Source organism: Nocardia sp. NPDC059228, from assembly GCF_042754245.1.
Lineage (GTDB): Bacteria > Actinomycetota > Actinomycetes > Mycobacteriales > Mycobacteriaceae > Nocardia.
Genome location: NZ_JBHZAL010000020.1, coordinates 95,114 through 120,797, shown reverse-complemented (window position 1 = coordinate 120,797; position 25,684 = coordinate 95,114). Strand labels below are relative to the sequence as shown.

General features: G+C 67.3%; 24 protein-coding genes. 15 read left to right on the top strand and 9 right to left on the bottom strand.

The genetic code is table 11. The features are described from left to right. Window positions 1–62 precede the first annotated feature (62 nt). Complete coding sequence (locus ACFXKA_RS27325; protein WP_379429456.1) at window positions 63–1,208, bottom strand: methyltransferase; 1,146 nt, start codon at window positions 1,206–1,208, stop codon at window positions 63–65. A gap of 284 nt (window positions 1,209–1,492) precedes the next feature. Between ACFXKA_RS27325 and ACFXKA_RS27320 the strand changes: the two genes are divergently transcribed. The 3 genes from ACFXKA_RS27320 to ACFXKA_RS27310 all read left to right on the top strand — a co-directional run bounded on the left by ACFXKA_RS27320 (window position 1,493) and on the right by ACFXKA_RS27310 (window position 4,321). Further along, window positions 1,493–2,347 carry a hypothetical protein gene (locus ACFXKA_RS27320; protein ID WP_379429455.1) on the top strand — a complete coding sequence of 285 codons (855 nt, stop codon included), beginning with the start codon at window positions 1,493–1,495 and terminating at the stop codon, window positions 2,345–2,347. 100 nt (window positions 2,348–2,447) lie between these two features. After that, on the top strand, window positions 2,448–3,038 hold the full coding sequence (locus tag ACFXKA_RS27315) for a TetR/AcrR family transcriptional regulator (protein ID WP_379429454.1): 591 nt from the start codon (window positions 2,448–2,450) through the stop codon (window positions 3,036–3,038). Window positions 3,039–3,121: 83 nt separating this feature from the next. Then, a complete protein-coding gene (locus ACFXKA_RS27310; protein WP_379429453.1) occupies window positions 3,122–4,321 on the top strand; it encodes a cytochrome P450 in 1,200 nt (399 codons plus the stop codon). A gap of 45 nt (window positions 4,322–4,366) precedes the next feature. Here the strand turns inward: ACFXKA_RS27310 and bioB are convergent, their stop codons facing one another. Then, window positions 4,367–5,431 (bottom strand): biotin synthase BioB, encoded by a 1,065-nt coding sequence (gene bioB, locus ACFXKA_RS27305; protein WP_379429452.1) that lies wholly within the window; start codon window positions 5,429–5,431, stop codon window positions 4,367–4,369. Window positions 5,432–5,515: 84 nt separating this feature from the next. On the opposite strand from bioB, the gene ACFXKA_RS27300 reads away from it, so the two are divergent. The 3 genes from ACFXKA_RS27300 to ACFXKA_RS27290 all read left to right on the top strand — a co-directional run bounded on the left by ACFXKA_RS27300 (window position 5,516) and on the right by ACFXKA_RS27290 (window position 8,121). Beyond that, window positions 5,516–5,638 carry a hypothetical protein gene (locus ACFXKA_RS27300; protein WP_379429451.1) on the top strand — a complete coding sequence of 41 codons (123 nt, stop codon included), beginning with the start codon at window positions 5,516–5,518 and terminating at the stop codon, window positions 5,636–5,638. Window positions 5,639–6,330: 692 nt separating this feature from the next. Then, window positions 6,331–7,206 carry a 3-hydroxyacyl-CoA dehydrogenase family protein gene (locus ACFXKA_RS27295; RefSeq protein ID WP_379429450.1) on the top strand — a complete coding sequence of 292 codons (876 nt, stop codon included), beginning with the start codon at window positions 6,331–6,333 and terminating at the stop codon, window positions 7,204–7,206. Window positions 7,207–7,221: 15 nt separating this feature from the next. Next, complete coding sequence (locus ACFXKA_RS27290; RefSeq protein WP_379429449.1) at window positions 7,222–8,121, top strand: hypothetical protein; 900 nt, start codon at window positions 7,222–7,224, stop codon at window positions 8,119–8,121. Here the strand turns inward: ACFXKA_RS27290 and ACFXKA_RS27285 are convergent. Next, window positions 8,007–8,420: an ArsR/SmtB family transcription factor gene (locus tag ACFXKA_RS27285; RefSeq protein ID WP_379429448.1), complete on the bottom strand. Its 414-nt coding sequence runs from the start codon at window positions 8,418–8,420 to the stop codon at window positions 8,007–8,009. The genes ACFXKA_RS27290 and ACFXKA_RS27285 overlap by 115 nt on opposite strands. 82 nt (window positions 8,421–8,502) lie before the next feature. On the opposite strand from ACFXKA_RS27285, the gene ACFXKA_RS27280 reads away from it, so the two are divergent. Next, window positions 8,503–8,877, top strand: coding sequence for a VOC family protein (locus ACFXKA_RS27280; RefSeq protein ID WP_379429447.1), 375 nt, complete (start codon window positions 8,503–8,505; stop codon window positions 8,875–8,877). A 47-nt stretch (window positions 8,878–8,924) separates the two neighbouring features. Here ACFXKA_RS27280 and hsaA read toward each other — a convergent pair whose 3' ends face one another. After that, window positions 8,925–10,088, bottom strand: a complete 1,164-nt coding sequence (hsaA, locus tag ACFXKA_RS27275; RefSeq protein WP_379429446.1) for a 3-hydroxy-9,10-secoandrosta-1,3,5(10)-triene-9,17-dione monooxygenase oxygenase subunit — start codon at window positions 10,086–10,088, stop codon at window positions 8,925–8,927. A 209-nt stretch (window positions 10,089–10,297) separates the two neighbouring features. On the opposite strand from hsaA, the gene ACFXKA_RS27270 reads away from it, so the two are divergent. The 6 genes from ACFXKA_RS27270 to ACFXKA_RS27245 all read left to right on the top strand — a co-directional run bounded on the left by ACFXKA_RS27270 (window position 10,298) and on the right by ACFXKA_RS27245 (window position 17,331). Then, window positions 10,298–11,488, top strand: a complete 1,191-nt coding sequence (locus ACFXKA_RS27270; protein ID WP_379429445.1) for a Rieske 2Fe-2S domain-containing protein — start codon at window positions 10,298–10,300, stop codon at window positions 11,486–11,488. Window positions 11,489–11,620: 132 nt separating this feature from the next. Next, a complete protein-coding gene (gene ctaD / locus ACFXKA_RS27265; RefSeq protein ID WP_354844611.1) occupies window positions 11,621–13,360 on the top strand; it encodes a cytochrome c oxidase subunit I in 1,740 nt (579 codons plus the stop codon). Next, window positions 13,357–13,485, top strand: coding sequence for a hypothetical protein (locus ACFXKA_RS27260; protein ID WP_354844614.1), 129 nt, complete (start codon window positions 13,357–13,359; stop codon window positions 13,483–13,485). The genes ctaD and ACFXKA_RS27260 overlap by 4 nt, the downstream gene beginning before the upstream one ends. 615 nt (window positions 13,486–14,100) lie before the next feature. Then, window positions 14,101–14,952 carry an alkaline phosphatase family protein gene (locus tag ACFXKA_RS27255; protein WP_379429444.1) on the top strand — a complete coding sequence of 284 codons (852 nt, stop codon included), beginning with the start codon at window positions 14,101–14,103 and terminating at the stop codon, window positions 14,950–14,952. A gap of 109 nt (window positions 14,953–15,061) precedes the next feature. Beyond that, complete coding sequence (locus ACFXKA_RS27250; RefSeq protein ID WP_379429443.1) at window positions 15,062–16,357, top strand: MFS transporter; 1,296 nt, start codon at window positions 15,062–15,064, stop codon at window positions 16,355–16,357. Further along, window positions 16,354–17,331 (top strand): TolB family protein, encoded by a 978-nt coding sequence (locus ACFXKA_RS27245; RefSeq protein WP_379429442.1) that lies wholly within the window; start codon window positions 16,354–16,356, stop codon window positions 17,329–17,331. The genes ACFXKA_RS27250 and ACFXKA_RS27245 overlap by 4 nt, the downstream gene beginning before the upstream one ends. A 635-nt stretch (window positions 17,332–17,966) precedes the next feature. Here ACFXKA_RS27245 and ACFXKA_RS27240 read toward each other — a convergent pair. Further along, a complete protein-coding gene (locus ACFXKA_RS27240; protein ID WP_379429441.1) occupies window positions 17,967–18,323 on the bottom strand; it encodes a hypothetical protein in 357 nt (118 codons plus the stop codon). A 160-nt stretch (window positions 18,324–18,483) separates the two neighbouring features. Here ACFXKA_RS27240 and ACFXKA_RS27235 point away from each other — a divergent pair, with 160 nt between their 5' ends. Beyond that, window positions 18,484–19,239, top strand: coding sequence for a murein transglycosylase (locus ACFXKA_RS27235; protein ID WP_379429440.1), 756 nt, complete (start codon window positions 18,484–18,486; stop codon window positions 19,237–19,239). A gap of 295 nt (window positions 19,240–19,534) precedes the next feature. Here the strand turns inward: ACFXKA_RS27235 and ACFXKA_RS27230 are convergent, their stop codons facing one another. The 4 genes from ACFXKA_RS27230 to ACFXKA_RS27215 all read right to left on the bottom strand — a co-directional run bounded on the left by ACFXKA_RS27230 (window position 19,535) and on the right by ACFXKA_RS27215 (window position 22,599). Beyond that, window positions 19,535–20,134, bottom strand: coding sequence for a TetR/AcrR family transcriptional regulator (locus ACFXKA_RS27230; RefSeq protein WP_379429439.1), 600 nt, complete (start codon window positions 20,132–20,134; stop codon window positions 19,535–19,537). 19 nt (window positions 20,135–20,153) lie between these two features. Further along, a complete protein-coding gene (locus ACFXKA_RS27225) occupies window positions 20,154–20,861 on the bottom strand; it encodes an ABC transporter ATP-binding protein (RefSeq protein WP_379429438.1) in 708 nt (235 codons plus the stop codon). After that, the gene (locus tag ACFXKA_RS27220; RefSeq protein WP_379429437.1) at window positions 20,858–21,979 is read right to left on the bottom strand and encodes an ABC transporter permease; all 1,122 of its coding nucleotides are present in this window, start codon (window positions 21,977–21,979) and stop codon (window positions 20,858–20,860) included. Before ACFXKA_RS27220 ends, ACFXKA_RS27225 begins: the two co-directional genes overlap by 4 nt. A gap of 86 nt (window positions 21,980–22,065) precedes the next feature. Further along, window positions 22,066–22,599, bottom strand: a complete 534-nt coding sequence (locus ACFXKA_RS27215; RefSeq protein WP_354844649.1) for a hypothetical protein — start codon at window positions 22,597–22,599, stop codon at window positions 22,066–22,068. Window positions 22,600–22,628: 29 nt separating this feature from the next. On the opposite strand from ACFXKA_RS27215, the gene ACFXKA_RS27210 reads away from it, so the two are divergent. Further along, window positions 22,629–25,601, top strand: a complete 2,973-nt coding sequence (locus tag ACFXKA_RS27210; RefSeq protein ID WP_379429488.1) for an AAA family ATPase — start codon at window positions 22,629–22,631, stop codon at window positions 25,599–25,601. The last annotated feature ends 83 nt before the right edge of the window (window positions 25,602–25,684 follow it).

Below are 25,684 nucleotides of genomic sequence, written 5' to 3'. Positions count from 1 at the left end.
CTGTGGCCCCGCGGGGGGCGCGGCGCCGGGGGGGGCCCCCCCCCCCCCACCGCTCGGACCGATCAGTCGTTTGGCACCAGTCGCCACAGTGAGGTGACCTCATCCCGCCGGGCCTCGTAGAGAGGATCGCTGCTGTCCGACGCTCGCGGATGCCGCGGAGGTGTGTCGTACCGGGCTGCCACGCGCAGCCCGGAGGCGGCGACGCGGGCACGGAACTCGTCCCGGCTTCGCAATTCGAGGCGCTCGGCGAGGTCGGAGAGAATCAGCCAGCCCTCACCGTGCGGGGCGAGGTGGTGGCGCAATCCGTCCAGGAAGCGGTGCAGCACAGTCGATCCGGGGTCGTAGATGGCGAGCTCCAGCGCTGAGGTCGGGTGCGCCGGCAGCCAGGGCGGGTTGCACACGATAAGGTCCGCACGACCCTCGGGCCACAGATCGGCTTCGCCGACCCGAACCAGGCCGGTGAGACCGAGGCGATCCAGGTTCGCCTCGGCACAGGCCACCGCGCGAGGATTGATGTCGGTGGCGGTCACCCGCGCACCGCGCCGGGCCAGAACCGCGGCGAGTACCCCGGTCCCCGTGCCGAGATCGAATACGGAGGGCCGCTGCGCATTCGCCGGAAACGGCGCGCCGGCGACCAGATCGACATACTCGCCGCGAACCGGGGAGAACACACCGTAGTCGGGATGGATGCGCGCTCCCAGCGCGGGAATCTCGACGCCGTTGCAATGCCACTGATAGGCGCTGAGCACCCCGAGCAGCTCGGTCAGCGACACGCACATCCGCTGGATATCTGGGCAATTCGGGCGCACCGCCGCGTACGCGTGTTCGCACGCCGACCGAACATCGGGCGCGCGCCGGAGCCCGAGAGAGTAACCGGGTTCGAGCACGATCAGCAGCCTGCCCAGCATCTCGGCGCGCTCGGCCTGCGCGACACGCTGCTGATGGAACACCGCTGCCGGACTACTGTCGCGCCCAACCGGTCGCGCGGCTCGCCGCAGCCGACGGTCGAGCGCTCGCAGCAACTGACGAGCATTGTGAAAATCCCCGCGCCACACCAGGCCCGTGCCCGCCCGCGCGAGCCGGTGGGCGGTCTGCGCGGTCATGCGATCGTCGGCGACGACGATACGGGCCGGGGCCGGAGCCCCATTCTCGGAATGCCAGTGGGCGGTGTAGACCGATCGATTCTCGGTCCAGCTGAGGGTGGACATGACGAACTCCTGCGGAAACGAAGGTGCCTGGGGCCGGCGACGCTTCGAGGCAGGAGTCCGGAGAGCGACTTTCCGTCAGAACAAGGGCGATTCGGACCGTTCCCGCAACGAAGCGCAAGAGCGGTTGTCGCCCAGCACCATTCCCATGCCCACGGTCGGTCCCTCCGTCAGATGTCCGTCCCCATGATCGCACACGCCCGTTTCGGACGTGTCTCAGCGCCTTCTCAGCGACTGCCGGGCAGACTCCCCCGTGTCCGGTAACCGACTGTTCGAAAGGGATCCGCATGTCCGCGGCGCAACCGCATACGAACTACAAGCTCCCCCAGGTCACCGCCCTGTTCTGGGTGCTGAAGATCGCGGCGACCACGCTCGGCGAGACCGGTGGGGATCTGCTGGCCCAGACCCTGAACCTCGGCTATGCGGCGGCGTCGGCACTGTTTCTGGGTATCTTCGCCGTCAGCCTGGTCGCCCAGTTGCGGGCCCGCCAGTTCCATCCCGCGCTGTACTGGACCGTGATCGCCGCGACCAGCACGGCCGGCACCACCATCTCCGATTTCCTCAATCGCGGACCGGGTTCGGGCACCTCCACCGACGGCGGCCTGGGCTACGGCGCGGGCGCGGCCGTCCTGATCACAGGCCTGGCCGTCGTCTTCGTCATCTGGAAACTCAGCGGCCAGACCTACGACGTCACCGGAATCACCAGCGCGCGTGGCGAACTGCTGTATTGGGCAGCCATCCTGCTGTCCAACACACTGGGAACCTCCCTGGGCGACTACCTCTCCGACAGTTCCGGACTCGGCTACGGCGGGGGCGCGCTGCTCATCGCCGCGGTCATGGCCGCTCTGCTTGCCGCCCATCATCTGACCCGGATCTCGGGGGTCCTGCTGTTCTGGCTTGCGTTCATCCTCACCCGTCCGCTCGGTGCGACGGTGGGCGATCTGCTGTCCAAATCGCACGACAAGGGTGGGCTCGGTTTCGGCACCTGGGGCACCACCGCAGTTCTGGTGATCATTCTCGTCGTGGGAATCTCCTACAGCTACAAGAGAATACGCACCGAACCCGGGGTCCGACAGGATCGAGCGGACGTAGCCGCGGTCGAAGCGGAGCGCGCGGCCGGTGGTCTCCGACGCGAAGGGTGAGCCGAGGTAGCCCGGCACTGCCGTCGCCGCCGAGTCTATGGTCGCGGCAGGAGCCGACGGTGTACGAGCCGCGCGTCGGCGAGGCGACATCGGAGGGCGAATGGGTACCGGGAGCGAAACGAGCGGACGGCACAAGGACGCCAATGCCACCCGTTCGGCCCTGCTGGCCGCGGCGCGGAAGGTGTTCGCCGAGAAGGGGTTCGAGGGCACGACCGTGCGGGAGATCGCGGCGCGGGCCGGAGCGAATCAGGCACTGCTGTTCCGGTACTTCGGGAACAAGGACGAGCTGTTCCGGGCGGTCGTCGCGGATCGCGGACATCGGGTGCTGTCGGAAGGCCCCGCGGACCAGCTGCTCGGCCGACTGCTGGCTGGAATGTTGAATACCGCGGCGGATCAACAGCTTTGGCTGCAGGCCGCGCTGCGATCGAGCGGACACGCCAGCGGCGTGTCCGTGATCCGGCGGGAGCTGGACGAACGATACGTGCGGGCACTGTCCGAACTCGGCGACGGCCCGGACGCCGAGTTGCGGGCCGATCTGGTGGTGGCCTGGCTGCTGGGAATCGGCCTGCTGCGATCGGTCTACCACTGGGAGCCGCTGGCAAGCGCCGACCCGGCCGATGTGGCCGATCATGTTCTGCGTTCGGCACGTGTCCTTCTGGAGCGGGTGAGCACGAATTTCCCTCCGTCATAACGGAAATCGAGCGTTGACGGTTCGATGGCGCACTCCTACGATCGACCGCTGTAAGCATTTGCTTACACCAGAAGGAGTTTCGCGTGAGCACACCTACCGAAGTCCGCCACTACCCGTTCGGCGATCCGGTCCGGCTCGATCCGCATCCGACGGCGTTGAAACTGCTCCGCGAGGAACCGATTTCCCGTGTCCGGCTGCCCTATGGCGGCGAGGCCTGGCTCGTCACCCGCTACGCGGACGTGCGCTCGGTGCTCAGCGATCCCCGGTTCGGCCGCGCCGCCACGGTCGGCCGCGAGGATGTGCCGCGGGTGCGCGAGACACCGGCCATGCCGAACATTCCGACCAGCATGGACCCGCCGGAGCTGACCCGGCTCCGCAAGCTGACCATGACCGCGTTCACCACCCGTCGCGTGCAGGAACTGCGCCCGCGCACCGAGGAGATCGTCCAGGACATGCTGACGGCCATGGCCGCGGCCGGCTCGCCCGCCGACCTGGTGGAGGCGCTGGCGCTCCCGGTGCCGGTCACCGTCATCTGTGAAATGCTCGGCGTGCCACCGCAGGACCAGCATCGTTTCCGCGACTTCTCCGACGCGATCATGTCGACGACCGCCGTCCCCGATGAGGAGCGGGTAGCCGCGTTGGCCGCCGTCGCCGAATACCTGACCGAGCAGATCGCCGAGCGACGCGCCCACCCCACCGATGATCTGCTCGGCGCACTCGTGGCGGCCCGCGACAACGATGACCGGCTCAGCGAGGACGAACTGATCACACTCGGCCTCACCCTGCTGGTCGCCGGTCACGAGACCACCGCCAATCAGATCGCCAATTTCGTCTATGTCCTGCTCACCGCGGGCGAATGGGACCGGCTGCGTGCGGATCCCGATCTCGTCCCGGCCGCCGTCGAGGAGCTGCTCCGCTACATCCAGCTCGGCAATGGCGGCGCGTTCCCGCGCATCGCCGTCGAGGATGTCGAACTGTCGGGCACGCTCATTCGCGCGGGCGAGGCCGTCTTCGTGGATCTGGCGATCGCGAACCGCGACGAGACGGTCTTCCCGGATCCGGACACCATGGACCTGACCCGACATCACAACTCGCACTTGGCCTTCGGCCACGGCTTTCATCACTGCGTGGGCGCGCAACTGGCCCGCCTCGAACTGCACGTGACGCTGACCGCCCTGTTGCGCCGCTTCCCGAACCTGCGTCTGGCGGTTTTGGCCGACGAGGTGGAGTGGAAGACGGGCATGCTGCTGCGCGGCCCGAAAGCGCTTCCGGTCGTCTGGTAGCGCCGGCCGTGGGCGGCCCAGTCGGCGAGCCGCCCAGGGCGAAACCTACGCGTTCGCCGGAAGATCCGTCCCCGCACCACGTTTGCGCACCGCGACCAGGTCGTGGCGCGCCGGCGGCAGGGTCTGCTCCTGCGCACCCTCGATGGTGAACCCGGCATCGATGATCATCTGCCGGTCGTCGGCTCCGGGCTGCCCCTCGCTGGTGAGGTAGTCGCCCAGAAAGATCGAATTGGCCAGGTGCAGCGCCAGCGGTTGCAGGCTGCGCAGGTGGAGCTCACGGCCACCGGCCAGCCGCACCTCCACGTCGGGGAAGAAGAAGCGGAACAGCGCCAGGATGCGCAGGCAGCGGTCGGGCGTCAACTCCCACTGTCCCGCCAGCGGCGTTCCATCGAACGGGATCAGAAAGTTGACCGGCACCGAGTCCGGGTCCAGCGCCCGCAGCGCGAAGGCCAGATCGACGATGTCCTCGTCCGACTCCCCCATGCCGAAAATCGCTCCGGAACAAGGTGACAGCCCGGCCGCGCTCGCCCGCAGCACGGTGTCGACGCGATCGTCGAAGGTGTGCGTACTGCAGATGTCGGCATAGCGTGCCTCGGAGGTATTGAGGTTGTGGCTGTAGGCGTGGGCCCCGGCCGCCGCGAGCCGCTCGGCCTGCCCCTCCCCCAATAGGCCCAGGCACACGCAGATCTCCGTCTGCGGATGGTCGGCCGTGATGGCGGCAATGGTCTGCTCGATTCTGGCCAGATCCCGTTCGCCGGGCCCGCGCCCGCTGGCGACCAGGCACACTCGTTTGGCCCCGCCCGCAATCGCCTGCCCGGCGACCCGCGCGGCCTGCTCGGGCGTGATCCAGGAGTACTTCAGCACATCGGATGCCGAGCCCAGCCGCTGCGAGCAGTACCCGCAGTCCTCCGGGCACAGGCCGCTCTTCATATTGACGATCGTGTTGAGTTTGACACGCGCGCCGAAGAATTCGTGTCGCACCCGCGAGCCCGCCGCCACGACGTCGATGAGCGGTTGCGCGCCGCTCAGCAACGCCAGCGCCTCCGCCCGGGTCGGGGCCGCTCGGCGTAACGCCTTGTCCACCAACAGATTCAACAGTCCATCAGTCATGCCAAGGCAATCTACCTCGAGCTTGAACACCGTTCAAGTATTGGTTTGACGTGGCCTTATGCAATAACCAACCGTCCGAGACCGGTGAAGTTTGCCGAATATTCACAGGCCGAGTGGACCCGCGAGCTGTCGCGGCGCATGGTCGGGCATTCCGTGGAGACCGCGGTCCCGTGCGGGACGCTGCCGGGCGACGCGCCGCGCGGGTGATCAGCGCGCACCACGCCACCGTGCACACGTCGACCTCTGCCCTGCTCGGCGGCCACGGCACCGTCGGCGACGGCCTCCGGGATCGCGCCGGATGTCAACTGCGCCAACAGTTTCAGCTGCCGAGCCGCAACCCATTTGATGGACTGCGAGAACGCACCGAGTCCGCGATCACGATCTACGAAGGCGCCCGTTCTCGGCGTTTGGAGCAGTATGCGCAACTTCAGCAGCAGTACAACGAGTTTGATGATCCCTCGGCACCTTGCGTGATACACGACGATGCATGGCAAGGAAATCTTGTGATACCGCCCTCGGGTTCCCACAGTTTTCGACCTCGACAACGTATCGGTTGGTCGCCGGGAGTGGGATCTCGTCCAACTGGCGGTCGACTACATCGACTTGCGGCGGATCACCGACTGCCGGTATCAAAGCTTTTCGGCGCTTACGGCGGCTACGACGTAACCAAATGGCCGGGTTATCGATTACTCGCCGACATCCCGCATGGTGCCGAAGCCATGGACCTGACGAGCGCTCTGAGCCCGAACCGTGTCCGCCCGCCGGACCACCACCGAGTCCACACCCACCCACCGCGCCGACAATGCTGCCGCTACCCCGCGAGAGGAGTATGCCCCGCTACGGTATAGCGATCGATAACGCGAATACACAGCTCGGACCTTTCATCGAAGGAGCGGGGAATGGCCGCGATACCGAATGACTATCGCAATCGGCCGGTGGCCGTGATCGGCGCGGGAACGCTGGGCCGGCGCATTGCGCTGATGTTCGCCACGCGGGGCGGCACCGTGCTCATCACCGATCCGAACGGGACGCAGGGGACGCAGGCCGCCGGGTATGCGACCGGCGAATTGCCCGCGGTGGCCGCCCACATCGACGGCGGTACGCCGGGGATCGTGAGTTATGTGCCGGACCTGGCCGATGCGGTGGCGGAGGCGTGGCTGGTGGTGGAGGCGGTGCCGGAGCGGCTCGACCTCAAGAAGTCGATCTTCGGTCAGCTCGACCAACTGTGCGCGGCCGATGCGGTCGTCTCGTCGAATTCGTCGTCGTATGCGAGCAGGCTGTTCACCGAGGGGCTTTCGACCCGCGACCGCATGCTCAATACGCATTTCTATATGCCGCCCGCGTCGACGACGCTCGATGTGATGTCCGATGGCGATACCGCGCCCGAGATCATCGACTTCGTCATGTCGACGTTCCCCGAATACGGTCTGCATCCTTTCCTGTGCCGTAAGGAGAGCACCGGCTTCATCTTCAATCGGATCTGGGCGGCGCTGAAACGCGAATCGCTCGATGTCGTCTACGAGGGCGTCTCGACCCCGCAGGATGTCGATGCCATGTTCAAGCTGAATTTCGGCACCAACGCGGGTCCGTTCCGGATGATGGACGGCGTCGGCCTCGATGTGGTGCTCGATATCGAAGAGCATTACGCCCAGGAGAATCCGCATCTACCCGAGGGCCCGCGCATTCTGCTGAAGCGCTATATCGCCGACGGCAAGCTGGGCGTGAAATCCGGTGCCGGCTTCTACGACGACTATCCCGACCCGAATCGGCTCTGACGGCAGGAGGCCGCGATGAAACATCTGCTCGCACTCGACCTCAAAGCCCGTGCCATGCACGCGATCTCGCTCGACGGGGGTGACGTGCGCACCCTGATCACCGGGTTGGACGCCTACCCCGACGGCGTCGCCGTCGATCAGGATCGCGGGCACGTGTACTGGACCAGCATGGGCGCACCCGACCTACGTCCCACGCCCGGCATGGAACCCGTGTTCTTCCACCGGACCGGCATGCTCGAACGCGCCGACCTCGACGGCGGCAATCGCACGGTGATCGTCCCGCCCGGTGCGTTCACCACCGGCAAGCAGCTCACCGCCGATTTCGACACCGGCCACCTGTACTGGTGCGACCGCGAGGGCATGCAGGTCCTCACCTGCAATCTCGCCGGGGGCGAGCTACGCCCGCTGGTGGTCACCGGCGAAGGCCCCGAAGACGCTGTGCACTCTCGGAATTGGCCGGTCGGCATCTGCCTGGACCTCGACCGCCGCCACCTCTACTGGACCCAGAAGGGCGCACCGAAGGCCGGTGAGGGCCGCATTTTCCGCGCGCCACTGGAGCTCCCCACCGGTACCTCCCCCGCGGCCCGCACCGATATCGAGGTGCTCTGGCACGACCTCCCCGAACCGATCGACCTGGCACTGTCCGGCGACGGGAACCTGCTGTGGACCGACCGCGGCGCGGAACCCGCGGGCAACACCCTCAACCGCGCCTCGGTCGACCCGGTTCCGGGACCGGTGACCATCCTGTCCAGCGGCTACCGCGAGGCCATCGGCGTGGTGGCGATCAGCGAATCCCGGTTCTACGTCAGCGATCTCGGCGGTGCGATCCGCCTCGTCGACCTCGACGACGGCATCGACACCGAAATCGCCCGCCCCGGTGGCGCGCTCACCGGACTGGCACTGGCAGAACTCTGAGCGAGGGACCCGAGCACCGCGTCGAGAACGCCGGGGAATCGTTCGTCGATGTCGGCCCGGCGCAGGGCCATGTAGCGGGCCTTGCCGTCGACGCGGGTGACGGTGAGGCCGGCCTCGCGCAGGGTGCGCCAATGGTTCGACAGGGTCGATCTCGGGATTACGAGATGGTCGGGGCTGCAGGAGATTTCGCCGTGAACGGCCATCAAGCGCACCAGTTCCATCCGGACCGGGTCCCCCAGGGCGTGCAGCACCGTCACCAGGTTCAGGTCCGCGGTATTCGGCTGGGTCAGCGGCGGCATCGGGTTCCTCGTTCGGTTGACATGGCCGGGGCACCAGCTTACGTTCGTTTCGTTAATTCGGAAATATCGAAATGAGTTCGCAGTGACGGTCCTCAGCACCCTGGCCCGCGTCTACGTCGACGATCTGGACGCCGCATTGCCCACATTCACCGCGCTCACCGGTGAGCAGCCCCGACTCCGCTTCGCCTACCGCGAGCTGGAACTGGCCGGCATCGGCGCCTACCTGCTCATCGCCGGAACCCCGGAAGCCCTTGCCCCCTACCGGGAAACACACGCCACCGCGATAGTGGACGACCTGGACGAGGTGCTCACGATCGTCACCGCCCTCGGAGGCGACATCCTCGACGGTCCGAACGACGTTCCCACCGGCCGCAATCTGACGGTGCGGCACCCCGGCGGCGCACGCATCGAATACGTCGAATTCGATACGGCCAAGGTCGAATCCGTCGCGAGCTGACGACGGCAGGCTCCCTGCCGCGGCGATCAGGCGCCGACCCGATCCGACTACACCATGGTGTCCCCCACCGGGAGGCCAAAAGCGTGGTTTCCGTACATGACGTAGGCACGTTCGGGGTCGTTGGCCGCGTGGACGCGTCCGGCATGGGCATCGCGCCAGAGGCGTTGCAGCGGGGTGTCGTCGGCGAGGGCGCCGGCCCCGGCGGCCTCGAAGAGCCGGTCGATGGCGGCGATGGCGCGGGCGGTGGCGCGGACCTGGTCGCGGCGGGCGCGGGCGCGCAGGGCGAGCGGGATGTCTCCGCCGGCCCGGAGCCGGGCGTACTCGTCGGCGACATTGCCGGACAACTGCCGCCACGCGGCATCGATATCGCTGGCGGATTCGGCGATGCGGATCTTGCCGAAGGGGTCGTCCTTGGCGTGCTCGCCGGCGTACGCGGCCCGGATCCGCTTGCCCTGATGCTCGACGTGGGCCGCGTAGGCGCCGTAGGCCATGCCGACGATCGGCGTGGCGATCGTAGTGGGATGGATTGTCCCCCAGGGCATTTTGTAGACCGGCTCCGAATTTCGCTGCAGCCCGGGCGATGTCAGCGAGTTCATGACGCCGAAACTCAGGAAGCGGTGCCGTGGGACGAAGACGTCCTCGACGACAACCGTATTGGATCCGGTGCCCCGCAGACCGACCACGTTCCACACGTCGTCGACGGCGTAGTCGCTGCGCGGGATGAGGAAGGAGCCGAAATCGACAGGCTTGCCGTTCTGGAGCACCGGCCCGCCGACGAAGACCCAGTCGGCGTGGTCCACCCCGGAGGACCACGCCCACGAACCGCTGACCAGATAGCCGCCGTCCACCACGGCGCCGGCGCCCATCGGCGCGTACGACGACGCGATCCGCGCATCGCTGTCGTGGCCCCAGACATCGTCCTGCGCACGCTGATCGAACAGTGCCAGGTGCCAGTTGTGAATCCCCAGGATCCCCGCCACCCAGCCGGTGGATCCACAGGCGCTCGCCAGGGTGCGCACGGTGTCGTAGAAGACCACCGGATCGGCGGCGCATCCGCCCCATTGCCGCGGCTGCATCAGGGTGAAGAACCCCGCCTCCCGCAGATCCTCGATCGACTCGTCGGGAATGCGCCGCAGCGCCTCGGTCCGCTGGGCGCGCTCGCGCAGGGTCGGCACCAAAGCCTCGACGCGCTCGGTGATTTCACGGGTCATCTTGCCGGGTTCTCCTGACCGGTCGGGTGGCGAACGCACACTCTCCGCCACATATCTAGAACACGTTCCAGTCACTATTGAGCAGCTCGAGGTCCGCGACAAGCGGACGGAAATCCCTAAAAGAAGAGTCTTTCGACCATTTTCTGGATGACCCCACCGATCGGAAGCTGACACCGATCTGAAACTGGTTCTAGACCTAGGAGGGTGCGATGGCGACGACGTCACACGGGTTCGGCAGAAAGATCCGGGACATCGACGTGGGTACGATGCCCACCCGCTATGCCCGCGGCTGGCACTGCCTGGGCCTGGCGGACGCTTTCCGGGACGGGAAACCCCACTCGGTCAATGCCTTCGGCACCAAACTGGCCGTCTGGGCCGACGATACCGGCGAGCTGCGGGTGCTGGACGCCTACTGCCGCCACCTCGGTGGCGACCTGTCGACGGGCACGGTCAAGGACGGCCGGATCGCCTGCCCGTTCCACGACTGGCGCTGGGACGGCCACGGCCGCTGCACCGACATTCCCTATGCGCGGCGGGTACCCCCGCTTGCCCGCACCCGCGCGTGGATCACGCTCGAGCGCAACGGCCAGCTCTTCGTCTGGCACGACCACGAGGGCAACCCGCCGCCGGACGAGGTCACCATCCCGATCATCCGGGGACCGTACACCGACGCCGAAGACAACCCCGCGGCATTGCTTTCCCCCGACTGGACCCCGTGGACCTGGCGCTCGATCCTCATCGAGGGCTCCAACTGCCGCGAGATCATCGACAACATCGTGGACATGGCCCACTTCTTCTACATCCACTACGCGTTCCCGACCTTTTTCAAGAACGTCTTCGAGGGCCATGTCGCGACGCAGTACCTCGAGACCAAGGGCCGCCCGGACGTCGGCATGGCGACCAAATACCGCGGAGACACGCTGCTGAAATCGGAGGCCTCGTACTTCGGGCCTGCCTACATGATCAATCCACTGCTCAATGTCTACAGCGGTTACGAGGTCCGCAGCGTCCTGGTCAACTGTCACTACCCGGTCACCCAGGACTCGTTCGTCCTGCAGTACGGCATCACGATGGAGAGGCCCACCGGCGTACCGGCGGACACCGCGAACCGCCTGGCGGACAGGATGACCGAGGGCATCGGCGAGGGCTTCCTGCAGGACGTGGAGATCTGGAAGCACAAGTCCAAGATCGAGAACCCACTGCTCTGCGACGAGGACGGCCCGGTCTACCAGCTGCGCCGCTGGTACGAGCAGTTCTATGTCGACGTCGCCGACGTCGATCCGAAGTCGGTGCGGCGCTTCGAGTTCGAAGTCGACACCTCGCGGGCCAACGAGGTCTGGGAGCTCGAGGTCGCCGAGAACCTGCGCCGGCGCGATGTGACCACGGCCACCGCACCCTAGCCAGGTTCGAGGACGATCTCGGTTCGAAGGTCACCGGCGGCGCGGCCCAAGGTCCTCGATCGCTCGTCGAAGGTCATCGGCCCGGCCCACGGGTATTCACCGGCAACCCTGCGGCTCACTACCGTCCGCAGGGTGACCGCCCTTTCCCCGAAAACCCCGCCGCTACCCGAGATCACGCGACCCCATCCCGTGCGGCACGCACCAAAGGGGTCGTTTCTCTACAAGATGGTCACCACGACCGACCCGAAGGTACTGGGGCAGATGTACCTGGTGACCTCGATGGCGTTCTTCATGATCGCCGGGCTGATGGCGTTGATCATGCGCGCGGAGCTGGCGCAGCCGGGCATGCAGTTCCTGTCGCCGGAACAGTTCAATCAGCTGTTCACCATGCACGGCACGATCATGCTGCTGTTCTACGCGACCGCCATCATCTTCGGATTCGCGAATATCCTGCTGCCCTTGCAGATCGGCGCGCCCGATGTCGCGTTTCCCCGGCTCAATGCGCTCAGCTACTGGTTGTATCTGTTCGGCGCGACCATGGCGACCGCGGGCTTCGTCACCCCGGGCGGTGCGGCCGATTTCGGCTGGACCGCGTATGTGCCGCTGTCGGACATCATCCACTCCCCCGGCGTCGGCGCGGACCTGTGGATTCTTGGGGTGGGCGTCTCGGGCCTGGGAACCATTCTGGGCGCGGTCAATATGCTCACCACCGTCGTGTGCCTGCGCTGCCCGGGCATGACCATGTTCCGGCTGCCCATCTTCACCTGGAACGTCGTCGTCGCGAGTTTCCTTGTGCTGCTGGTGTTCCCGCTGCTGACCGCGGCCGCCCTGGCGCTGTACTACGACCGGCACCTCGGCGGGCACATCTACGATCCGGCCAGCGGCGGAACCATGCTGTTCCAGCATCTGTTCTGGTACTTCGGACACCCCGAGGTGTACGTGATCGCGCTGCCGTTCTTCGGCATCGTGTCGGAGATCTTCCCGGTGTTCAGCCGCAAACCGCTGTTCGGCTACACCGGCATGGTCTACGCGACACTGGGTATCGCGGCGCTGTCCATCGCGGTGTGGGCGCACCACATGTACGCCACGGGAGCCGTGCTGCTGCCGTACTTCTCGTTCATGACCTTCCTCATCGCGGTGCCGACCGGCGTGAAGTTCTTCAACTGGATCGGGACCATGTGGAAGGGGCAGCTCACCTTCGAGAGCCCGATGCTGTTCTCGCTGGGCTTCCTGGTGACCTTCCTGTTCGGCGGCCTGTCCGGCGTCATCCTGGCCTCACCGCCACTCGATTTCCATTTGTCCGACACCTATTTCGTGGTCGCGCACTTCCACTACACCCTGTTCGGCACGGTCGTGTTCGCCACCTTCGCGGGCATCTACTTCTGGTTCCCCAAGATCACCGGCCGTATGCTCGACGAACGCCTCGCGAAGTGGCACTTCTGGACCACGTTCCTCGGTTTCCATCTGACGTTCCTGGCCCAGCACTGGCTCGGCAACATGGGCATGCCCCGGCGCTACGCCGACTACCTGCCCTCCGACGGCTTCACCCTGCTGAACCAGGTCTCCACCATCGGCGCGTTCCTGCTCGGCGCGTCGATGCTGCCGTTCCTGTGGAACGTCTTCAAGTCCTACCGCTACGGCGAGGTCGTGACCGTGGACGACCCGTGGGGCTACGGCAACTCCCTCGAATGGGCGACCTCCTGCCCGCCGCCGCGGCACAACTTCTACGAGCTCCCGCGCATCCGCTCCGAGCGACCCGCCTTCGAACTCCACTACCCGCACATGATCGACCGCATGCGCGCCGAGGCCCACGTCGGCTGGGGCGCGACCGCCCATCACGTCACCGAGACGACGCCCGCGGAGGCGAAATGACCAGGCCCCAGCAACTCTCGACCTTCCGGATTCCCCGCCTGCCCTATGGCGTCCTGGTCATGCTGACCGGATTGACCCTGATCGGCGGCCTGATCCTGCTGACCCACCTCGCCCAGGGTCGCTGACCCCCGATCGTGCGGACGCTGACTCCCCTTGCAGCCGTTCGCACTCCGGTGAGGCCGCGCCCCCGCCCGCGCGGCCTCACCGACCTCTACGCGAGCGTTCGTGCCCGCGGATTCAGCCGGCTCCGCTTGACGCCAGGGCCGAGTGGGGCCATCACGCCAGAAGCGTGCTGGTCGAGATCGCTTGTGATGCAGCCTGTCCGGCACATGGAGCCGGAGCGAGTCTGTCGTGGCGGGTGCGACTCGGTCCGGAACCATATGTAGCGCAACGCATTCCGGGCGGATCATCTTCGAAAACAAAGGAATCCAGTCCGAGTCGGCATACGTATGAACCGATAAACATCCGGGAACAGCAATCAAACCTACACCGAAACGCAAAACGAATACTCGACAACCGATTTCGAATCATTCGCCCAGTTATTGCACGGTCATTTGACCAGTTGAACATTTGAGATCAATTGACTAAAAAGCACATTGGTCAGACAATGGCTTCCGCGCTTTATCTGTTCACTTTTCTAACACCCACTGGCTTCGAAACATTGGGCTCGACGCCACGGGTCGGCTCCAGGATTTCCCGAACCTGGCTGTGCCAGGGTTGGTTATCCTTCAGGAGGATTCGTGTTCAGGAAGCGCATTGTGCCCGCACTGCTTGCGGCCGCAGCTTTCATCGGCGTGACGACGGCGGCCGTTGTCACCTCACCCACCGCGCAGGCGGTGACGACCGTGCCCGTGTTCGATCACATCGTGCTGGTGATGTTCGAGAACCACTCGTACTCGCAGATCAACGGCAGTTCCAGCGCGCCGTACTTCAACAGCCTGGCCGGCCAGGGTGCGAAATTCACCCAGTCCTTCGGGGTCACTCACCCGAGTGAGCCCAACTACCTGGCGATGTTCTCGGGGTCGACCCAGGGCATCACCGACGACAGCTGCCCGCACACCTTCAGCGGCAACAACATTGCCAACCAGCTGATCACCGCCGGCAAGAGCTTCAAGAGCTACTCCGAGAGCATGCCTTCGGACGGCTACACCGGCTGCACCAGCGGCCAGTACGCGCGCAAGCACAACGCCGCGCCGTTCTTCAGCAACGTGCCCGCGACCAGCAACCTCATGTACAGCGACTTCCCGAACTCGTCGAACTACGCGACCCTGCCGACGGTCTCGTACATCGCGCCCAACCTGTGCAACGACATGCACGACTGTTCGATCGGCACCGGTGACACCTGGCTGAAGAACAACATGGATGCCTACGCGCAGTGGGCCAAGACGCACAACAGCCTGCTCATCGTTACCTTCGACGAGGACAACGGCAGTTCGTCGAACCACATCTTCACCACGTTCGTCGGCGCGCACACCCAGGTCGGCAGCTTCTCCAACCAGATCAACCACTACAACGTCCTGAGCACCATCGAGAGTGCGTACGGGTTGTCCCACCTGAACTCGGCCGCCGAGATCACCAACGTGTGGAACTGACCATTCGCGGTTGTCCGCGACTGATCGGTAGCTGGTAATCACCCCGCTCGCGGGCATGCCGACGGCGTGTCCGCGAGCGGCTCCCGCAACACACTGAGGTGGCACACCCATGTACCTGTCCACGATCGACCGTCCGCACGCCGGGGACGACGGCGCGAAACCATCGCGCAGGAAAGTGTTCTTCCTGTTGAGCGGCAACGTGTTCGCGCTCGGCACGGTCAGCCTGGTCACCGACATCTCTTCGGAAATGATGACCGCGGTCCTACCGGTGTACCTGGTCGTCGCGCTGCACCTGAGCCCCGCCGTCTACGGCGTCGTCGACGGCGCCTACACCGGGGCGACGGCGCTGCTGCGGCTGGTCGGCGGATACATCGCAGATTCGACGCGCCGCCGCAAGTTGATCGCCGGCCTGGGCTATGGGTTGTCGGCGGTGGCCAAACTCGGGCTGCTGGCCGTGGGCAGTGCCGTCGGCGCGATCGGCGCGGTGATCGCGATCGACCGCGCCGGCAAGGGCCTGCGCACGGCGCCACGTGACGCACTGATCACCCTGTCCACCCCGCCGCAGCTGTACGGCCGGGCATTCGGCGTGCACCGGACGATGGACACGATCGGGGCGTTCACCGGGCCGCTGGTCGCGCTCGGCATCCTCGCCGCAACCGCGCAGGCCTATGACGCGGTGTTCGTCGCCAGCTTCTGCATCGCCGCGTTCGGTGTCCTCGTCCTGGTGTTGTTCGTTCGGGATCACCGCGACGAACAGCCACCCAAGGGCACGGTGTCGGTCTCGGCGCTGGGCGGCCTCATCGCGATGGCGCCGGTGCGACGATTGGTACTGGCCGCGTGCCTGGCCGGGATGGTGACCATCGGCGACGGCTTCGTCTACCTCCTGCTGCAACACCGGGAACACCTGAGCGTCAACTGGTTCCCGTTGCTGGCGGTCGGCACGAACCTGTCCTATCTGCTGCTGGCCACGCCGCTCGGCATGCTCGCCGACAAGATCGGCCGGCTGAAGGTGGTGCTCGGCGGCTACACCGCGCTGGTGCTGGTGTATCTGATGTTGTTCGGGCCGTTCGGCGGCACTGCTCTCCTCCTGGTGGTGCTCGCCCTCTACGGCCTGTTCTACGCGGCCACCGACGGGGTACTCATCGCGCTGGCCGGCCCGGTCCTGCCAGAATCCCTGCGTACCACGGGAATCGCACTGATCCAGACCGGACAGGCGCTGTCCTACCTGGTGACCTCGGTGCTGTTCGGGCTGGCCTGGACGGTGTGGGGACCGGCGAGCGCGAGCCGGGTCGCCGCGGTTCTGGTCGCGCTGGCTGTGCTCATTCTCGGCCTCCTGCTGCGCGGCATCCCGGCCACGAACACCGACGCTTCCGGCACCGGCGACCTCGCCGAGGAGCACGCATGACTCGGCGAATGTTGCTCGCACTGCTCGGGTCCGTGCTCCTGACCGCCGTCGCGATCGGTTACGGCGTGTTCGTGACGACCCGCACACCACCGGCGGTATCGGCGTCCGACGCGCTGAGTCTCACCGGCGGGCCACGAATTCTGTTCCGCAGCACCGCACCCGACAGCAGGGGCCGCCTGGCGATGGTGGCCACGGACGATCCGGGCGGACCACGCTCGGTATCCGCGCTCGACTGCCTGCGGGTCCACGCGGCGGGCGGCACCGGCGTCTGTCTACGGCAGGACGGCGCGCTCTCCACCTTCCAGGCCGCCATCCTGGACAGCACACTCACTGTGAAGCGGGAGATCCCGCTGGTCGGCGTGCCCAACCGCACCCGGGTATCCGGGGACGGGCGGCTGGTGGCCTGGACGGTATTCGTGGCGGGCGACTCGTACAACAACGGACGGTTCTCCACCCGCGCCGGACTGATCGACCTCGACACCGGGGACATGATCGACTCGCTGGAATTCCTCCCGGTGACCCTGGACGGCCGTCCCTACACCGCGGGCGATCTCAATTTCTGGGGTATCACGTTCGCCGCCGACGACAACACCTTCTACGCCACGATGGCCACCGACGGACGCCGTTTTCTCGTGCAAGGTGATATCGCGGCGAAGAGCATTCGCACCATCGGGCAGAACGTGGAGTGCCCATCGCTGTCCCCGGACGGCCGGCGGATCGCCTTCAAGTCGCCGATCGACGGGAACCCCGGGAAGGGCTGGCGGCTGTCCGTACTGGATCTGGCCTCGGGCGCGCGGACCCCGCTGGCCGAAACCCGCAGCGTGGACGACCAGCCGGCCTGGCTGGATTCGAACACGATCGGTTACGCCATTGCGCGGGGCACCGATTCGGATATCTGGGCGGTCCCGGCCGACGGCTCGGGCAGTTCGCGGCTACTCATCCCGCACGCCGAATCCCCGGCGGCACTCGGCTGACCAGAAATGCAGAAGTCCTGACGGGCAGAATTCATTTCGGAAAGACAAGAATTCCTGATGCAGTCATTGGATGACAACGAATCCGGCCGAAACAATTCCAGCGCAACCGGACCCGCCGGTACGCCTGACACCGATGCCACCGAATTCCTCGACCTTCGGCAGAAATTGCCGCATCGCACGGTCCGCGACGCGCGCCGGCATCTGCCCCACGCCGCGGCCGCCGCGGCGCTGATCGCGCTCCTCATCGGGGGGTCCGTATTGGCAACGGATTCGCGGCGAAACGAAAGGGCGAGCAATGTTCTGGCGTCGTCGGATGTCTCCGAGACGTCGAGCGAGGCGGATTCGACCACCCAGGTCGGAGCCATCAGCGATGTCGCCGACGTATCGGAAGCCCCGAATGATGTAGACGTTCCGGATGACACCGCGGCAACGGACACCCTCGGCAGCGAGGCAGCCCCTGCGACCGACCCGGCCACCGGTGAGTCGACCGAGCCCACCGCGAGCGATCCGGCCACGACGACCACCGATACCCCGACCTCCGCCCCGGCACCCGGTCCATCCTTCAGCGCGAGTATCAGTGCGAGCGCGGGTTTTTCGGTGCAGGTCGCCCCACCATCGGACGCGAGCCAGATTGTTCAGCCCGGCGTGAGCCCCAGCCAGGATCCCATCACCACAACCACCGTTCCGATGGTCGTCGCCCCCTTCAGTACCACCGCCCTGTCGACGAGTCCCTCGCCGACCGAGACGACGACAACAACGGTCATCCCGACGACAACGCGAGCGGTCCCGACAACCACGACGTCCATTCCGGTAACCACGACGTCTATCGGTGGGACGACGACACCGGCAAGCGCCGGGCAGACGACACCGTCCGGCAAGCCGACAACCACAACGGACCGACGCACTCCGACGACACCGCCAACCACTAAGACGACCGGGCGGAAGCCGGCACCACCACCGCCCCAGCCGACGATTGCGCACCCACCGACCACGACTCCACGTCACCCGGCGGCCCCCAAGCCCACGAAGCCGAACCCCGCGACGTCTGCGCCCGTCCCGGCCAAGTAACCCGGATGGAAGACCCACCGCGACAGTGAATTTCGAGGGCCGATGACGAATTCCTCTCCACCTGGCCCGCGCGGCCGGGGTGCGATGACAGCGCTCCCGGCGCTGCTGGTGACCGCGATTGCGACAATCCTCTCGGGATGCGGCGCATCCGATCGAACTCCCGATCCGGAGCCGCCCCGTGCGGGTGAGCCGGTGCCGGCGATTCGCCTCGACGCGCTCGAACAGCCACTCGACCAGCTTCGTGACTGGGCTCGAGCGCGGTCCGAGGAATACGGAATTCCCGTGCGCGCGCTGCAGGCTTACGGATATGCGACGGTGGTGATGTCGAAGGCGCAGCCCGGATGCCATCTCGGGTGGGTCACCCTGGCTGGAATCGCCCGTGTGGAAAGCGATCACGCCCGTTTCGGCGGTGCCACCATTGCCGCCGACGGTCTGTTGCGGCCACCGATCCGCGGAATCGCCCTGGACGGCACCGGCGGCAACGCCCGGATCGTCGACCCCACCGCCACGGCCCGGGCCGGGCACACGGTGTATGCCCACGCAATGGGTCCGTTCCAGTTCATCCCCGACACCTGGAAACGCTGGGGTGTGCGCGCCGGCACCGACTACCACACCCTCGCCAGCACCCTGCAGAGCGGCAAACCAGCGGCCACCAGCGATCTTTCGGGTAGCCCGGACGATATCGACGACGCGGCCCTGGCCGCGGGCCGCTACCTGTGCGCGGCCGGCGGCGACCTGGCCACCGCCCATGGCTGGCGCCGAGCCATCCTGGCCTACAACCACTCCGCCGTCTACGTCGACCAAGTACGCAACGCCGCAACCGGTTACCAGAAGCAGTGAGGCCAATCGCTCTGTCTCACATTCGCCGGTGCCGCCTCGATTGCCGCGCCACGCGTGGCCCACCGGAGTTGATACAGAGCCTAGGACGACTGGACAAACCCTCCGGACACCCTCCGATATCCATCTGTTCGGCGGCGTGATCCTGCTGACGCGTCTCGCGCAGGGCCGCTGACCAGTACCGCTCCCCGATCGTGCGGACGCTGACTCACCTTGCCGCCGTTCGCGCTCCGGTGAGGTCGCTCCACCGCCCCGCGCGGCCTCAGCGGTGTGTTCCCGAGCTTCTCTGTCAGCGATTTCAGCGCCGACCGGCCGCGCTCGGCGACAGCGCCGACAGGTAGGGTGCGACCAATTCCGTTGCGGCCGTGACAGTCCGGTCGGCGTCCTGGCCACCCTCGAGCATCCGCGAAGCCGCATGCACGATGCCGTCGATGAGTCCGGCGGTGGCGGCCGGGTCGGCCGCACCGGCCGTCTCGAGCGCGGCGATCAGCGGGGTGCGGAGCTGTTCGTGCAGTTCGCGGCTGTAGGCGGCGATATCGTCGTCGATGATCGTGGTGAGCACGCGGGCCAGGGCGTGCTCACCGCTCGCGACCAATTCCAGGTTGGCGCGGACGTATTCGAGAACTTGATCGGCCGGACCGGACGCGGCCGCCATCCGCTCCGCCACCCGTCGCGCCCACTGCGGGAAGGTGTCGGCCAGCAGCTCGGCGAGCAGCTGGTCGCGGGAGGAGAAGTACTGGTAGATGCTGGGGCGGGCGAGCCCGGCGCGCGCCGCCACCTCGGTGAGAGTGGGCGGGCGGGCCGGGTCCTCGGTGAGGATGGCGCGCGCGGCGTCGAGCAGGGCGCGGCGTTGCGCCTCGCGATGTTCGGCGAGCGTGGCGGCTTGGATCCTCGGCACCTGATCTCCTCGTAGGGGGTTACCCGCTCAGTCTCCCATCCACCAGGGTGAGCACCCGATCGCAGTGGCCGAGGATGTCGTGATCGTGGGTGACCATGATGGTGGCCACCTTCCGCTCGCGGGTCTGCCGGGCCAGCAGCTCGATCACCTCGTGGCTGCGGGCGCGATCCAGCGCCGCGGTCGGCTCGTCCACCAGCAGCAGCGTCGGGTCGGTCGCGAGCGCGCGGGCGATACCGACGCGCTGGCGTTCCCCGCCGGAGAGCTGATGCGGCCGCCGCCCCGCCTTCGCGGCCATGCCGACGGCGGCGAGCAGGGCATCCGGATCCGCTGGGCCGCTCGAGGCCGGTGCGGTGCCGCGCTTCCGCCCGCCGGTGCGATCGAGCAGCCGCACCTGGTCGCGGGCGGTCAGCGCGGGAATCAGATTCCCGGTCTGGAACACGAACCCGATGTGCTCGCGGCGGAATCGCGCCAACTGCCGCCGGGGCAGGGTCGTCATCTCGGTGCCGTGCACCAGCACCTCCCCGGTGTCGGGCCGGGCCAGCCCGCCCGCGACCGCGAGCAGCGTGGATTTGCCCGATCCGGACGGTCCCACGACGGCCAGCAGCTCGCCCGCCCGCACGGTCAGGTCGATGCGGTCCAGGGCCGCCACGGCATGGTCGCCGCTGCCGAAGGTCAGCGAGACATCGCTGAGCGAGATGCCCTGGCGGACAATCGATTCGACGCTCATCGCTGCGCCCCCAGAGCCTCGAGCGGGTCGACCCGCGTGACGCGCAACGTGGTCAGCGCCGCACCCAGCATGCCCATCACGATCAGCAGTACCGCACCGACCGCGACCGCGCCGGGTTCGAGCGCGAAGGGCATGCCGCCGACGAACCGGCTGCCGCCCACTCCCACGCCGACCCCGGCGGCCGTCGCGGCGACGAGCACGATCGCGGCCTGGATCAGGCTGTCGCGCAACAGATATCCGGTGGAGACACCCAGTGCCCGCAGCACCGCCAGCTCGTGGGTGCGCTGCACCGTCCAGACCATGAAGAACGCGCCGACCACCAGGGCCGAGATGGCGTAGAGGAAGACCCGGATCAGGGTCATGGTCGACATTTCGGCCGAGTAGCCGGGAGAAGCATCGAAGGAGGCCGACAGCGTCATGCCGTGCGTGCCCGCGGCGCGGTCTCCGGCCGCCAGATCGATGCCGCCGGGCCGCGCACGCAGCGCCACGGCATTGGCCTCGTGATAGATCTCCGGCCGGGCGATGTCGCCGGGCCGCAGTCCGGCGTGGATCTCCTGCCAGAGTCGCAGCGGCACATAGGCGACGTTCACGTGCCCGAAGGTGCGCTGTTCGGCGGTCGCGCCGACGACCCGCAGTGAGGTGCCGATGCGGTCGATGATCACCACATCGCCGATGCGGACGCCCTTGTCGAGGGTGGTCGGGCTGACCACGATGCCGTCCGGCGCCCCGAGCCCGGACCCCTCTGCCGGGCTCGGGGCCAGAAACGACCCCGGCTCGACCCCGAACAGCGCGAGATCGATCGCGACCCCGTTGCCGGTCTTCGCATTGACCAGCGTGTTTCCGAACAGCGCCGCATCGGCGACATCGCCCCGCTCGCGCCAGGCCGCGACCTGTCCGTCGTCGACCGTGCTGCGGGTGAAGGCCGATTCGGTCTCCGTCTTCGGCGCGAAGGCGAAGGCGTCCACGGGCATGGCCTTCAATCCCGAGACACCGTCGTCGACCAGGCCCGACGACAGGCCCGCCAACATCACGATGAGCACCGCGATCAGGGCGACGACCGCGGCCATCAACCCGAATCTCGCTCGCGCGAACCACAGTTCGCGCACCGCCAGGAACATCCGAACTCCCTTGTCCGGCGCCGGGCACTTTTACCGACGCACCGTCGGGATGTTACCGACAGTGCGTCGGGAAAATCTGAGGGGGGTCACACCTTCTCGAGGCAGAAGGTGGTCCGGGGTTCGGCCAGGGTGATGACGCTGTCGGCGTCCTCGCCGCACAGGGTTTCGTCGGATTGGCCGTCGATGCGGGTCAGGACCTGGAAGCTGGCGTTGGAGGTGCCGCATTCGGCGTACTGGTATCCGGTCAGCATGCTCTCGTGATAGCAGGCGCCCTGCTTGAAATTCGGGGCCAGGCACAGGTATGCCATGGACATGCCATTGAGGGTTTCCTCGTACGAGGTGTAATCGGCTGCGCAATCGGTTTTGCTGCTGTAGACCTTGGCGACCTGGTACACCGCCTTCGGGGAACCGCAGTCCACCGGCGCGGTTTTGGAATCGATCATCGAGCCTTCGATGACATCGATACAATCGCCGACCTTCGAGCGACCGGTATCGGATTTGCCCGCGTCCTTGACCACATCGGCGCCCTTCTGCACGGCGGAACAACCCGCCAGGGCCAGGGCCACAATGGCCAGGATCACGGGGACCAGCCGCCGCGCACTCGACGAAATCCTCTGCATCTGAAGTTACGTACCTCTCCCACTCGCCAATCGATCGAACCCGGACTACCCAACCCGTTTCCGCACGCCACAGCATCCGTGAAACCACGGGATCGGGGCGGGGGCCGAGAGGCGAGAGTGCCGAGTTAGGCTCACCCGAAGGCCGTTCACTCGGAAAGGAGTGCGCGATCCAGCCATTCGTCGGCCGCACCCGCGAACTCTCCACCCTGAACGCGGCCTGCCACGCTCCCGGTGGAGACGGTGTATTCCTGGTGGAGGGCCCGGCCGGAATCGGAAAATCGCGGCTGCTTTCGGAATTCGCGGACAGGCTCGAGCCGGGCCGGTGGCGGACGGTCGCCGTCGCGGGCACCGAATACGATCAGCCCACACCGCACTATCTCGTGCGCGATATCGCGGATCGACTGGGCGGCACGGAAAGCGAAATCGGGACCGATACCCGGGACTCGGCCCGATGGATTCGACAGCGGCTCGAAGCCACGCCGACGCTGCTGATCATCGATGATGCGCATTGGGCCGATAGCGCCTCGATGCGGGCGCTGGCACTGCTGATTCGGCAGCGGCCGGAATCGGCTCGCATTGTGCTGGCCTACCGCGAAGGGCAATTTCCGGAATCGCTCGGATCCGCGCTGCGCGCACCGGGCGTCGCGAGCAGACACCTCGCGGTGCCGCCGCTGTCCGATGCCGACGCGAGAGCGCTACTGCCGGAGCTGCCGGCGGGCCGGTGCACGCAGGTGGTGGCGGCAGCGCACGGCAATCCGCTGTATCTGCGACTGCTCGCCGAACTCACCCCGGCCGATTTCGACGCCACGATTCGAGCCGAGGATCCGGCCGCGGCACCGGCGGATCAGACCGCACTGGACCGGACCATCCGGGCCGAACTGGCACACCTGCCCGCCCGGGAGCGGCTGGTCGCGCAGGCGATCGGGGTGTGCGGCGGCACCGATGACGTGGAACTGCTCTGCGGCACGGCCGAAGTCGCACCGGCCGACCTGCGCGAGGCGATCGACGATCTCACGCGGCGCGGCTGGGTCAGCGTCACCGCCGGCCTGGTGAGCTTCCGCCATCCGCTGGTACGCGCGGCGGCGTACCGGCTGGCCGGGCACGGGTGGCGGGCGGCCGCGCACGCTCGCGCCGCACAGGTGCTCCGCGCCAAGGACGCTCCCGTGCTCGCCCGGGCCCGCCACCTGGAACACGCCCTGGGTCGCGACGAGCTCGCTACGGTCGAATTGCTCTGCGCCGCCGAGCAGGCCCTCGGCACCGATCCGGCCGCCAGTGCCCGCTGGATCGCCGCGGCCCTCGACGCTCAGCCGGATTCGGGTGGGCGCGCCGATGTTCCGGCCCGCGTCCTGCTCGGCCGGGCGCTGCTGCTCTCGGGATCCGCGGAATCCGCGCGCGAGACCCTCGAACCCCTGCTGCCGGGCACTGCGGGCGATCCCACCCCCGAGCAGGTCGAAGCGGTTCTCCTCCATGCGCGCTGCGAACGGATCCTCGGGCGCGTGGACAGCGCGCGAAACCTGCTGACCCGGCTGGTCGATCGGCCCGGCAGTCACGAACACGGACCCGCCCGGCTGGAATTGGCCATCCTGGAGATCCAGGACAACCACGACGCCGGAGGCGCGGAACGAGTCCGGCAGCTGTTCACCTCCGAAGCCGTGCACGATCCGGCCATGCGCGCGGCCGCGGTGACACTGCGGAGCATGGGCCGGCTCAATGACCTGGACCTGCGCGCCGCCGAAGCCGACTACCGCGCCGCGCAGCGGGAATTCGCACAGCTCACCGACACTCAGCTGCTCGACGGCATCCACGCCGTCTCCGCCCTCGGCTGGATGGCGTACTTCCTCGACGACCAGCGCACCGGCCTCACCCACATCGAGCGGGCCATCCGCGTCAGCCGCCGCCGCGGCCGCAGCTTCATCCTCCCCGAACTCCTGACAGTACAGGCCTACTCGCTGGCCAAGCTGGGACGCTACGCGGACGCCCTCGCCGCCGCCGATGACGCCGTCGAAACCGCCGAACTCTACGCGTACCCAGGTATCGCCCCACTGGCCGGAGCCCTCAAACTCCGTGTCCTGGAGGCAACTTCGCCGCGCGCGGACGTCATCCAATGCTGGCGAGACCTCAACGCCCTCCCCCGCCCCGCCGTCCGCTGGTGGCGCGGCGCGGTCGAGGCAGCCCTCCTGGAACTGGCCACCCGCCTCAACCTGGATGAGCTGCCCACCCAGCAACCGAGCCCTCGCACACCCGCAGCTACAGCGGCCGAAGATACGAACCTGCGCCCTGGTCCGCCGCCGGGACCACAACCGCGAGATCCGCTCCGAGGCGACCGCATACTGCCTGGACGGGCGGAGCCACTACAAGACGGCGCAGCCAACGGCGGCCGATTGCACCCGATGCGAGCGGCCGAGCTCTCCGTCGCGTGCCTGAGCGCCGTCGATCGAGGTGACCTCGGTGCGGCCGAAACCCTGCTGGCCCAGGCGGAGGATGTGGCCGAGCGCCTGGGCTTACCCGGCGCGCTGGCTGCGGCTGCCCGGGCTCGGGCCGGATACCTGTGCGCCCGTGGGGATCTCCTCCCCGCCGAACGCGCCGCCGAGGACTCCGCCGAAGCGTATGCGCGGGCCGATATGCCGGTGTTCCGCGCGCAGGCCCTGTTGGTGGCGGCGCAGATAGCAGGGCGGCGCGGCGATTTCACCACGGCCACCGCCCGAATCGCCTCCGCCCGCGCCGAATTCGCGGCAGCCGGAGCCACGGAACTCCAGCGTGCCGCGACGGCCGTCCAACGTCGACTCGCAGGACATCGAACGGTCTCCGGAGCGACGAAGCTGAGCGAGCGGGAGCGCGAGGTCGCCGAGTTGGCCGCCAAGGGCCTCGCCAACAAGGAGATCGCGGCCCAGCTCTACCTGAGCCCCCGCACCATCGAGGATCACCTCGGCCGCATCCTGCGCAAACTCGGTTTGACCAGCCGCGCCGGAATCGCTTCTCGGCTGGCAGAATTGGCCGATTGACCGCGAACGCTGCGCCCGATCGACCGCGGACACCGGCGCCAGATCGACCGTGGAGGCTTTGGCCCGATCGACCACGAACACTC